The 10,595-nt window shown below is 71.3% G+C and carries 9 protein-coding genes and 1 rRNA gene; 3 read left to right on the forward strand and 7 right to left on the reverse strand.

From position 1 onward, the window contains the following. Positions 1–90: ribosomal RNA gene (locus ACFYW9_RS10980) — 16S ribosomal RNA — on the reverse strand; the annotation flags it as partial. 844 nt (positions 91–934) lie between these two features. Here ACFYW9_RS10980 and trpS point away from each other — a divergent pair. Further along, on the forward strand, positions 935–1,939 hold the full coding sequence (gene trpS, locus ACFYW9_RS10985; RefSeq protein WP_389147642.1) for a tryptophan--tRNA ligase: 1,005 nt from the start codon (positions 935–937) through the stop codon (positions 1,937–1,939). Positions 1,940–2,041: 102 nt separating this feature from the next. Here trpS and proC read toward each other — a convergent pair whose 3' ends face one another. The 3 genes from proC to ACFYW9_RS11000 form a co-directional block, all read right to left on the reverse strand. Then, positions 2,042–2,851 (reverse strand): pyrroline-5-carboxylate reductase, encoded by an 810-nt coding sequence (gene proC / locus ACFYW9_RS10990; protein ID WP_103554842.1) that lies wholly within the window; start codon positions 2,849–2,851, stop codon positions 2,042–2,044. 178 nt (positions 2,852–3,029) lie between these two features. Further along, complete coding sequence (locus ACFYW9_RS10995; protein WP_351866113.1) at positions 3,030–3,863, reverse strand: ABC transporter permease; 834 nt, start codon at positions 3,861–3,863, stop codon at positions 3,030–3,032. Continuing rightward, positions 3,860–4,726, reverse strand: a complete 867-nt coding sequence (locus ACFYW9_RS11000; protein ID WP_389147647.1) for an ABC transporter ATP-binding protein — start codon at positions 4,724–4,726, stop codon at positions 3,860–3,862. Before ACFYW9_RS11000 ends, ACFYW9_RS10995 begins: the two co-directional genes overlap by 4 nt. 308 nt (positions 4,727–5,034) lie before the next feature. Between ACFYW9_RS11000 and ACFYW9_RS11005 the strand changes: the two genes are divergently transcribed. Further along, a complete protein-coding gene (locus ACFYW9_RS11005) occupies positions 5,035–6,456 on the forward strand; it encodes a SulP family inorganic anion transporter (RefSeq protein ID WP_389147650.1) in 1,422 nt (473 codons plus the stop codon). Here ACFYW9_RS11005 and ACFYW9_RS11010 read toward each other — a convergent pair. The 3 genes from ACFYW9_RS11010 to ACFYW9_RS11020 form a co-directional block, all read right to left on the reverse strand. Beyond that, complete coding sequence (locus tag ACFYW9_RS11010; RefSeq protein WP_389147653.1) at positions 6,420–7,244, reverse strand: class I SAM-dependent methyltransferase; 825 nt, start codon at positions 7,242–7,244, stop codon at positions 6,420–6,422. The genes ACFYW9_RS11005 and ACFYW9_RS11010 overlap by 37 nt on opposite strands. Before the next feature lie 118 nt (positions 7,245–7,362). Beyond that, positions 7,363–7,860, reverse strand: a complete 498-nt coding sequence (locus ACFYW9_RS11015; RefSeq protein WP_389147656.1) for an EamA/RhaT family transporter — start codon at positions 7,858–7,860, stop codon at positions 7,363–7,365. A 67-nt stretch (positions 7,861–7,927) separates the two neighbouring features. Next, a complete protein-coding gene (locus ACFYW9_RS11020; protein ID WP_351866128.1) occupies positions 7,928–8,248 on the reverse strand; it encodes a peptidase in 321 nt (106 codons plus the stop codon). A gap of 134 nt (positions 8,249–8,382) precedes the next feature. On the opposite strand from ACFYW9_RS11020, the gene ACFYW9_RS11025 reads away from it, so the two are divergent. Further along, positions 8,383–10,548, forward strand: coding sequence for a PQQ-binding-like beta-propeller repeat protein (locus ACFYW9_RS11025; RefSeq protein WP_389147661.1), 2,166 nt, complete (start codon positions 8,383–8,385; stop codon positions 10,546–10,548). Positions 10,549–10,595: the final 47 nt, after the last annotated feature.

The following is a 10,595-nucleotide window of genomic DNA, read 5'->3' on the forward strand; positions in this document are numbered from 1 at the left end:
AATCCACCCCGAAGGGCTTCATCGTTCGACTTGCATGTGTTAAGCACGCCGCCAGCGTTCGTCCTGAGCCAGGATCAAACTCTCCGTGAATGTTTTCCCGTAATCGGGACGACACCACGAGAGCGGAACCAAGGGGAGGAATAATCCCCCGGTTCACAGCGTCCTCGCTGATGCGCCTGCCGGAACAATGCCCGGCAGGACTTTTTCAAAGGAACCTCGTCCCGGCCGAACGGCCGGAGACGGGGTATCAACAAATCTGGCGTTGATTTTTGGCACGCTGTTGAGTTCTCAAGGAACGGACGCTTCCTTTGTACTCACCCTCTCGGGCTTTCCTCCGGGCGCTTCCCTTCGGTCTTGCGTTTCCGACTCTATCAGACCGTTTCCGTATCCGATTTCCTCGGTGCTTTCCAGGTAATCCGCTCTCGCGTTTCCCTTTCCGGCGGCTCCGACTCTATCAGAACCTTTCGGGCCTGACCCCCAGTCAGCGGGGTTTGTCCTCGCGGCCGTTGGGCCGTTCCGACGAGTGAGACATTAGCGGATTCCTGGCTCCCGAGCTAATCGGGGTGGCGCCCTTTCGAACGCGGAATCCTCATTTCGCAAACATGCATGAAAACGAGCCGACGACGAGTCGTCGATCGTTGAATGATGGTGCGGAATGGCTGTCCGGGGACCGACCGGAGTCGACGCTCACGTCGGACAACTCGGAGAACACTACGGACGGGCCCGGGTCGTGTCAACTGCGGTCCGGAGGGGCCGGTCGAGGCGTACGCTGCCGTCCATGACTACGCGTACGTGCACCCAGCAGTGGTGGGCCGCCTGACGGCGGCCGTACACACGTATGTACCCAACGGCCGCCGCCTCGGCGGCCGTTTTTTGTTGCCCCACCTGGGGAGCCGGCCGGCGAACGCGGCGGCCTCGACCAGGAGGTTGAGAGATGACGCGGATCTTCAGTGGGGTCAAGCCGACCGGGCATCTGACGCTGGGGAACTATCTGGGCGCCGTACGCCGCTGGGCCGAGGTCGACCAGCACCGGGCCGAGGCCCTGTTCTGCATCGTCGATCTGCACGCGCTGACCGTGGACCACGATCCGGGGCGGGTCCGCAGGCTCAGCAGGCAGGCGGCGACCTTGTTGCTGGCCTCGGGACTCGATCCCGAGCTGTGCACCGTGTTCGTACAGAGTCATGTGGACGAGCACGCGCGGCTGTCGTATCTGCTGGAGTGCGTCGCGACCGACGGCGAGATGCGGCGGATGATCCAGTACAAGGAGAAGGCCGCGCTGGAGCGGAAGCGCGGGGGGAGCGTGCGGCTGTCCCTGCTGACGTATCCCGTGCTGATGGCGGCCGACATCCTGGCGTACGGGAGCGACGAGGTGCCGGTCGGGGACGACCAGGCGCAGCATGTCGAACTGACCCGGGATCTGGCCGTGCGGTTCAACCAGCGGTACGGGCACACGTTCGTGGTGCCCCGGGCGACCCGGCCGGAGGTCGCGGCACGGGTCATGAATCTGCAGGAGCCGACGTCGAAGATGGGCAAGAGCGACGATGTCGGACCGGGCGTCGTCTATCTGCTCGATGAGCCGGAAGCCGTACGGAAGAAGATCATGCGCGCGGTGACGGACAGCGGGCAGGACGTCGCGTACGACCCGGAGACGCGGCCCGGGGTCTCGAATCTGCTGGAGATCCTCGCGGCGTGCGAGGGCGGCGACCCCGAAACCCTGAGCGGTGGGTACGCCTCGTACGGGGCTCTGAAGAAGGACACCGCCGACGCCGTGGTCGAGCTGCTCAAGCCGGTGCAGGAGAGGCACAAGGAGCTGTGCACGGATCCCGCCTACGTGGAGGGGGTCTTGCGGGACGGTGCGCGGCGGGCCAGGGAGACGGCGCGGCCGACGGTGGACTCGGCGTACGAGGCCATCGGGTTGCTCCCGCCCCCGGCCGGGTGACTCGGCCGGGTGACCGGGTGACCTGGCGCCCGGGCCTCGGGCTCAAGGGCTCGGCGACCGCCGAGTCCGGGATCCGAGGCCGAGGGCCGGCCAGGGCGGGTGTCAGCTGTTGCCGGAAGCGAGTTCGCGGCTGCGGTCGCGGGCCGCTTCCAGGGCCGCGATGAGTGCGGCGCGTACGCCGTGGTTCTCGAGTTCGCGGATCGCGTTGATCGTGGTGCCCGCGGGAGACGTGACGTTCTCGCGGAGCTTCACGGGGTGCTCGCCGCTGTCGCGGAGCATCACGGCGGCGCCGATCGCGGACTGGACGATCAGGTCGTGCGCCTTGTCGCGGGGCAGACCGAGCAGGATGCCCGCGTCCGTCATGGCCTCGACCAGGTAGAAGAAGTACGCCGGTCCCGAGCCGGAGAGGGCGGTGCAGGCGTCCTGCTGCGACTCGGGGACGAGCAGCGTCTTGCCGACGGCGCCGAAGACCTCCTCGGCGTACGCCACGTGCTCGGCGGTGGCGTGGCTGCCGGCGGAGATGACGGACATGGCCTCGTCCACGAGAGCGGGGGTGTTCGTCATGACACGGACGACGGGGGTGCCGGGTGCCAGGCGCTCCTCGAAGAAGGAGGTCGGGATACCCGCCGCGCCGCTGATGATCAGGCGGTCGGCGGGGATGTGCGGGGCGAGTTCGTCGAGGAGGGCGCCCATGTCCTGGGGCTTGACCGTGAGGATCAGGGTGTCGGCGGTCTTCGCCGCCTCCGCGTTGCTGACCGGGGTGACGCCGTGGCGTTCCTGGAGTTCCCTGGCCCGCTCCGGGCGGCGGGCGGTGACCAGGAGATCGGTGGGGGCCCAGCCGGCTCGGATCATTCCGCTGAGCAGGGCTTCACCGATCTTGCCGGTGCCGAGGACTGCGACTTTCTGAGGCATGGTTGCGGGTGCCCTCCGGGGGTTGAGTCGTCCACGTTCATCCTCCCACCGGGGTCATGGGGGCGGGCGGGATGTCCGGTGGGCGGACGGACCCCGTGCCGCCCGCCCACCGGACATCCCACCCGTCCGTCCGCCTGTCCGGTCGCCCATCCGTCCGGTCGCGGGTCCGTACGGCGTCCTACGGCGTCCTACGGCGCAGGGTCGCCGCTCCGAGGCCCAGCACCAGCAGCGCGGTCCCGGCGACGATCAGCGCGTCGCGTACGAAGGTCGCGGTCATGTCGGTGTGGTGGAGGACCTCGTTCATGGCGTCGACGGCGTACGACATCGGGAGGACGTCGGAGACGGCCTCCAGGACGGGGTGCATGTTCGAGCGCGGGGTGAACAGGCCGCAGAGGAGGAGCTGCGGGAAGATCACCGCCGGCATGAACTGGACGGCCTGGAACTCGGAGGCGGCGAACGCCGAGACGAAGAGGCCGAGGGCCGTTCCGAGGAGGGCGTCGAGGAGGGCGACCAGCAGGAGGAGCCAGGGGGAGCCCGTGACGTCCAGGCCGAGGAGCCAGACCGCGAGTCCGGTGGCCAGGGCCGACTGGACGATGGCGATCGCGCCGAAGGCGAGGGCGTAGCCGGCGATCAGGTCGCCTTTGCCCAGGGGCATGGCGAGGAGGCGTTCGAGGGTGCCGGAGGTGCGCTCGCGCAGGGTCGCGATCGAGGTCACCAGGAACATCGTGATCAGCGGGAAGATCCCGAGGAGGGACGCGCCGATGGAGTCGAAGGTGTGCGCGCTGCCGTCGAAGACGTAGCGGAGCAGGACCAGCATCACGCAGGGGACGAGGACCATCAGCGCGATGGTGCGCGGGTCGTGCCGGAGCTGGCGCAGGGCGCGGGCCGCGGTGGCCGTCGTACGGGAGAGGTTGAGCGGGCTCGGGCGGGACGCGGGTGCGGGTCGCCCCGAGGCGTCCGGGCCTTCGGGCGCGGTGGGCGGAGTGGGGCTCGTGGCCGCGGTGGAACTCATCGGGCGGTCTCCTCGCGGGAGTCGGGGCCGGTGGCCGTGGCCTTCGCGGCCTGGGTCGGCGCGGGCAGGTGCGCGGCCGCGACCGCCTCGTCCACGAGGTGCAGGAACGCGGCTTCGACGGTGTCCGAGCCGGTCCGTTCGCGGAGGGCTTCGGGGGTGTCGTCGGCGAGGATCCCGCCCTCGCGCATCAGGAGGAGCCGGTGGCAGCGCTCGGCCTCGTCCATGACGTGGGAGGAGATCAGGAGGGTCGTACCGCGCTGTTCGGCGATGGAGTGGAAGAGGTTCCACAGGTCGCGGCGCAGGACGGGGTCGAGGCCGACGGTCGGTTCGTCGAGGACCAGGAGTTCCGGGGCTCCGAGGAGGGCGACGGCGAGCGAGACGCGGCTGCGCTGGCCGCCCGAGAGGTTCCCGGCGAGGGAGTCGGCGTGCGAGGCGAGGTCGACGTCGGCGATGACCCGGGTGACGTCCGCGTGCCGGCGTTCGGCGGCGGCCCGGCCGGGGTCGAGGATCGCGGCGAAGTAGCCGAGGTTCTGGCGGACGGTCAGGTCGTCGTAGACGGAGGGCGCCTGGGTGACGTAACCGATGCGGGAGCGCAGTGCGGCGTCGCCGGCGGGACGGCCGAGGACTTCGAGGGTGCCGCCGACCTTGGCCTGGGTGCCGACGATCGCGCGCATCAGGGTGGATTTTCCGCAGCCGGAGGGGCCGAGCAGGCCGGTGATCTGGCCGCGCGGGACGGTGAAGTCGAGTCCGTGCAGAACGGTGCGGGTGCCGCGGACGACCGTGAGGCCTTCGGCGCGGACGGCGGGCGGGGAGAGGGACACGGGCGTTCCTGTGGGATCGGGCGGGCGTGAACGAATAATCATCACGTGATGAATATTGCTCCCGCCGGGTGCGCCGGTCAAGGGCTGGGCGGTACCGGCCGAACGGCCGGAGCGCCGGGCGGCGCAGGCGCGCGTCGGCGCGAACGGAACGGGATCGTCCGCTGCGTCGCCGAGCCATGCGCTCCCGCGTTCGCGTGACAGCGGCCCGGAGGGGCTGTGCGATCAACGGGCTTACCTGACAATGGATTTCACTGCGCGAAACGGCTCCGCGCCGAGTCGCCAGGTCCGTCGTGCCCTCCCCCGGCACGGCACCCACGCATCTCCCGCTGTCGACCGGAGGTGCTGTCGTGATGCGCAAAGCCGATCTGTTCGCGTCCCTCGTCGTCTTTCTGGTGGCGCTGCCCCTGTGTGTCGGGGTCGCCATAGCGTCCGGTGTGCCGGCCGAGCTGGGACTGGTGACCGGAATCGTCGGTGGGCTGGTCGCCGGGACACTGCCCGGAAGCAGTCTCCAGGTGAGCGGGCCGGCGGCCGGGCTGACCGTGCTGGTGTACGAAGCCGTGCAGGCGTACGGGGTCAAGGCGCTCGGCGTGCTGGTGCTCGGCGCCGGCCTCGTACAGCTCGGGCTCGGGGTCCTCCGGCTCGGGCGGTGGTTCCGGGCCGTGTCCGTGGCCGTCGTGCAGGGGATGCTCGCCGGGATCGGGCTCGTGCTGATCGCCGGCCAGGTGTACGCGATGGGCGACGCGGCCGCGCCCTCCGGCGGGCTCGGGAAGATCGCCGGGATCGTCTCACTGGCCGGTGCCGCCGATCCCGTGGCGCTGGCGATCGGCGCCGCCACCGTGGCCGTACTCCTGCTGTGGCCGCGGTGGCGGCGGGGGGCCCGGCTGGTCCCGGCCCCGCTGCTGGCGGTGGCGCTCGCCTCGGCCGTGACCGGGGCCTTCGACCTCGCGGTGCGACGGGTCGAGGTCCAGGGGCTGTTCGATGCCGTACGGCCGCCGGCCGTCGCGGACCTGGGCCGGCTCACGGACGTGGGCGTGATCGGGACCGTACTGGCGTTCGCGCTGATCGCGTCGGCGGAGTCGTTGTTCAGCGCGGCGGCGGTGGACCGGCTGCACCGGGGCCCGCGGACCGACTACGACCGGGAGCTCATCGCGCAGGGCGCCGGGAACACCGTGTGCGGCATGCTCGGGGCGCTGCCCATGACCGCCGTGATCGTGCGGAGCGCGGCCAACGTGCAGGCGGGGGCGCAGACCAAGGTGTCGCGGGTGCTGCACGGGGTGTGGCTGCTGCTCTTCACGGCCGTGGTGCCCGCGGTGCTCGGCCTGATTCCGGTGGCGGCGCTGGCGGGGCTGCTGGTGCACGCGGGGTGCAAGCTCGTGCCGGTGCGGGAGCTACAGACGCTGTGGCGCGGGCATCGCGGTGAGGTCCTCGTCCTGGCGGTGACCGCGGTGGCCATCGTGGTCGGGAACCTGTTCGAGGGAGTGCTGGTCGGGCTCGCGCTCGCCGTGGCCAAGACCGCCTGGGACATCAGCCATGTGCACGTGGAGACCGAGGACCGGGGCGCCGCGGGCATGGTCGTCCGGGTGGTCGGCAACGCCACCTTCCTGAGGCTGCCGAAGCTGCTGGACGCCTTGGAGGCCCTGCCTCACGACCGTGTCGTACGGCTGGAGCTGGGCGGACTGCGGCATGTGGACCACGCGTGCGCGGCGGCCCTCGACACCTGGGCCGCCCGGCGGGATCACGAACGGATCGCCACCAGCAGCTCCACGACGTAGGTCTCCTCCACGAATCCTTCCGGGAAAGCCTGGAGGAGGTGACTCCGCTCCTCGGCGAAGAACGCCCCCGTGGCCTCCTCGCCGAGGACCAGGAACTGCGAGTGGCTGCCGATGTTGGCGAGGCGGGTGTCCACCGGGACGCGCCTGCTCCAGCGGACCCGGCGGTGGGCGAAGGAGAGGGTGCCGGTGGGGTCGGCGGCCAGGGAGTGGGCGGGGGTGACGGAGCTGGGGCTCTTCTCGGCCTTCCGGTCCTTCTCGTCCAGGCCGAGGAAGCGTTCGGCGCGCCGGGCCGCCGCCGCGATCCACGGGACGTCGAGCGCCTCGGTGTTCCACCACAGGGCCAGCGCCCCGCCGGGACGCAGCACGCGCAACGCCTCCGGCACCGAGCGGCTCGGCTCGGTCCAGTGCCAGGACTGGGCGTAGGTGAGGAGGTCCATGGAGGAGGAGGCCAGGGGCAGGGCATCGCCGCTGCCCCGCACGATCGGGATGCCGGGGTGGACGCGGCGGAACTCGTCGACCATGCCGGGGCCGGGTTCCACGGCGAGGACGTCCGCGCCGCGGCCGTGCAGGAGGCCGGTCGAGATGCCGGTGCCCGCTCCCACGTCCGCCACCTCGGCACCGCTCAGCGACCGGCCCGCGAGGTCTTCGACGGCGTCGAAGAGGGCGGGTGGGTACGAGGGGCGGTTGGCCGCGTACTGCGCCGCGGCGGCGTTGAAGGAGTGGGCGCGCGTGGAGTGTCGGGGGGCTCCGGGAGGAGTGGAGGGGGAGGGCGACGAGGAAGGCGTCATGGGTTCATGATCGCGGGTGCGTGCGGGACCGGGACAGAGGGTTTCCTGCCGCGCCTCGGGTTCGCGGTGCCGGTCCCGGCCGCGGGTGCGTGGTGGCTCGGGTGCGGTCAGAGGCCGGTCAGGCGCGGCGGCGCTTCTTCGCGGGGTTGCCCGCGCGGCGCGTGGTGCGGCGGGTGTACTGCTCCCTCGCCGCCTCGTACTCCTCGCGGTGGAGCTTCTCGCCCGGGGCCTCGGTGAGCGAGCGGAAGCAGTAGGCGAGGAGGGAGCCGACGAAACCGATGGCGAGCAGACCGCGCAGGGACGCCTGGCGGTCGGGGTCGGGACGCTTGGAGAAGGAGTCCGAGGTGTGGCGGAACGCGAGCGCGCTGCACACCGCGAACATCACCACGACCATCACGGTCACGGGCGTTCCCACGTCCGCGACGGCCAGGCCCTGGTAGGCGAAACGGAGCACGAAGCAGGCGGCCACGGCGGCGGCGAGCGAGCCGACGGCCACGCCGATCCGACGGCCGGTGTAGCCGCCGTCGTGCTCCACCCAGGTCGTCCCGAAGAAGCGCAGGGGCTCGGGCTGGGGTCCCGCGGGGGTGCCGGTTCCGGTGCTGGTCTCGTCGCTCACCCGACGATTATCGCCCCGGTCCGGATTCCGGCCGCCGCCGCGGAGTGCCCTTGGGCGGAGGTGTCGGTCAGGAACACTTCGCGGCTACGTAGCCGTCGGTGCCGGTCTGGACGTACGCGTCCGACACGAACTGGCCGTTCGAGATGTTGTCCCAGATCTGGCTCGTGCCGTAGGGGCCGCTGACCGACTCTCCGGGGCACTGGCAGTAGATCGGGACGCGCGACCCCGCCGCGAGGGTGCGCACGATGCTGAAGTGGGTGCCGGGGCCGCTTCTGACGTTGACGTTGTGACCCGGTGCGAGCGGGTACGTGCGGAGCGCCTGGGCGGTCAGCGTCTCGGCTCCCGCCGCTTCCGCCGAATCCGTGAAAGCGATGTCTTCCGTGGCCATTTCGATCTCCCCCATTGATTGATTCACGCCAAATGCAGGACGCGCGCCGAGGCTAGCAAGCCGCCGGGGTTTCGCACGAAGAATCGACTAGGCTCTGCGCGTCGCGCACGCGGTCGAACCCACGGGGGTGAGTGATGCCGCCACAGCGCAGCACCGGTACGGAATCGGAAGCGGAACAACCGCGCTATGCCGGCCAGTACCTGCTGGAGTCCAGACTCGGCTCCGGTGGCATGGGAATCGTGCATCTGGCGCGCTCCGCCTCCGGGTTGCGGCTGGCCGTCAAGGTCGTACACGCCGAGTTCTCTCAAGACCCCGAGTTCCGGGGGCGGTTCCGTCAGGAGATCGCGGCCGCGCGCCGGGTCAGCGGTGCCTTCACGGCGCCCGTGGTGGACGCCGATCCCGAGGCCGAACGCCCTTGGATGGCAACGCTGTTCATCCCCGGGCCGACGCTCGCCGAGCACGTGAAGCGGAACGGCGCGATGTCCACCGCCCGGCTGCGCCATCTGATGGCCGGACTCGCCGAGGCGCTGCGGGACATCCACCGGGCAGGCGTCGTCCACCGTGACCTCAAGCCCAGCAACGTCCTGCTGGCGGACGACGGTCCGAAAGTCATCGACTTCGGCATCTCCCGCCCCTCGGACAGTGAACTGCGGACGGAGACCGGCAAGTTGATCGGCACTCCGCCGTTCATGGCGCCGGAACAGTTCCGCAAGCCACGGCACGTGGGCCCGGCCGCCGATGTGTTCGCGCTCGGTTCGCTGATCGTGCACGCCGCCACCGGGAGCGGCCCCTTCGATTCGGACAGTCCGTATCTGGTCGCGTATCAAGTGGTCCACGACGAGCCCGACCTGACGGGCGTGCCCGACGAACTGGCCGAGCTGGTCGGACGCTGTCTCGCCAAGGAGCCGGAGGACCGGCCCACCCCGGACGAGCTCATGACGGCACTGCGTTCGGTCTCGGCGTCGTACGACACCCGGGCTTTCATCCCCGAACAGCGCCTCGGCAACGGGGAGTCGGCGCAGCCGGCCTTCCCGGTCCGGCCGGCTGCGCCCGGACGTCCGGAGAGTTCCGAGGATCCGACCCACATGGCCGGGCGGCGACGGTCCCGGCGGCGCTGGCGGCTGCCGGCGGCTGCCGTGGCCGTCGCCGCCGCCGCGGCGGCCGCCGGCGTGTTCGCCGTCCCCGGTCTGCGCGGGGACCCGGCCGACCCCGCACCGGCACGGTCGGCCGCGTCCGCCGCCAAGAGCACCTTCCGGCCGTGGGAACTCGACCTGAGCGCCTCCGGCGCCGGAGCGGACGGGCAGCCGCAGTGCACGTACGCGCGAAGGACGCTGCTCTGTGTCCGGCCCGGTGTCCTGGCCGCCGCCGTCGATCCGGACGACGGCAAGGTGCTGTGGTCCCGGAGCGATCCGGGGGACGCGAGTGCCTACGCCACCCCGGCTCCGGTCCTGTCCGGGGGACTCCTGCTGGTCGGCAGCGACAACGGACGGCACCTGACCGCGCTGGATCCCGCCACCGGCGCGACGCGCTGGAGCCGTGACGTCTCGCGCTACTCGGGCGGCGTCGCCCACGTCGCCGGCGTCGTCCTGCTCAGCGGCTCCGACTCACGGGTCACCGCCTTGGACGCCGCCACCGGCAAGCAGAAGTGGCGGCACACGATCCCGGGGCTGACTGGGCCTCAGTTCCGCACGTACGGCGACGGGTTGGCCTACGCGGTGGCGCCGCCCGCCGGGACGGGGACGCGGGTGACCGCGGTGGATCCGGCGACCGGCGCCGTGAAGTGGCAGCGCCGCGTCGAGGGGAGGATGGACCTGGTGGCCGCCCGTGACGGGACCGCGTGGTTCACCTCCGCCACGGTCGACCTGTACACCGACGACGTCCTGCGCTACGACGTGGCGGCCCGCACGCTCCACCGCACCGCGCTGCGCGTCCCTCAGGCGCAGGCGCAGACGGTGCTCCGGGGGGACACGGCCTACCTGCTGGGGAGCGAGGGTTCGCTGGTCGCCGTGGACACCCGTACGTCGAAGGAGCTGTGGCGGGTGGAGACGTCCGTCACCAAGGCGTCGGCGCCGGTCGTGTCCGGCCACCGTCTCTACCTGAGCGCGGTGGACGGGCGCCTGATCGCGGTCGACACCGACAAGGGCGTCCTGCTCGGACAGACCCGGGCCCGCCTCGGCGACCGGCGGGGCTCACTCGTCGGCGCGCTCCCGGCACCCCTCGCCGCCGGCACCCGCATCTACGCCACCTCTCCCGACGGCTCCCTCTTCGCGGTCGACGGGCGGGATCCCTCGGGGTGGTGACAGGGTGAAGGGGCCGCCCCGGCGGGGACGGCCCCTTCACACGCTGC

The sequence above is a fragment of the Streptomyces sp. NPDC002698 genome (genome assembly GCF_042888945.1).
In the GTDB taxonomy this organism is placed as follows: domain Bacteria; phylum Actinomycetota; class Actinomycetes; order Streptomycetales; family Streptomycetaceae; genus Streptomyces.

Excerpts from the sequence above, each read along its gene's own strand:
- trpS (WP_389147642.1), top strand. The coding sequence starts at position 935 with ATGACGCGGATCTTCAGTGGGGTCAAGCCGACCGGGCATCTGACGCTG.
- proC (WP_103554842.1), bottom strand. The coding sequence starts at position 2,851 with ATGCCTCAGAAAGTCGCAGTCCTCGGCACCGGCAAGATCGGTGAAGCC.
- ACFYW9_RS10995 (WP_351866113.1), bottom strand. The coding sequence starts at position 3,863 with ATGAGTTCCACCGCGGCCACGAGCCCCACTCCGCCCACCGCGCCCGAA.
- ACFYW9_RS11000 (WP_389147647.1), bottom strand. The coding sequence starts at position 4,726 with ATGATTATTCGTTCACGCCCGCCCGATCCCACAGGAACGCCCGTGTCC.
- ACFYW9_RS11005 (WP_389147650.1), top strand. The coding sequence starts at position 5,035 with ATGCGCAAAGCCGATCTGTTCGCGTCCCTCGTCGTCTTTCTGGTGGCG.
- ACFYW9_RS11010 (WP_389147653.1), bottom strand. The coding sequence starts at position 7,244 with ATGACGCCTTCCTCGTCGCCCTCCCCCTCCACTCCTCCCGGAGCCCCC.
- ACFYW9_RS11020 (WP_351866128.1), bottom strand. The coding sequence starts at position 8,248 with ATGGCCACGGAAGACATCGCTTTCACGGATTCGGCGGAAGCGGCGGGA.
- ACFYW9_RS11025 (WP_389147661.1), top strand. The coding sequence starts at position 8,383 with ATGCCGCCACAGCGCAGCACCGGTACGGAATCGGAAGCGGAACAACCG.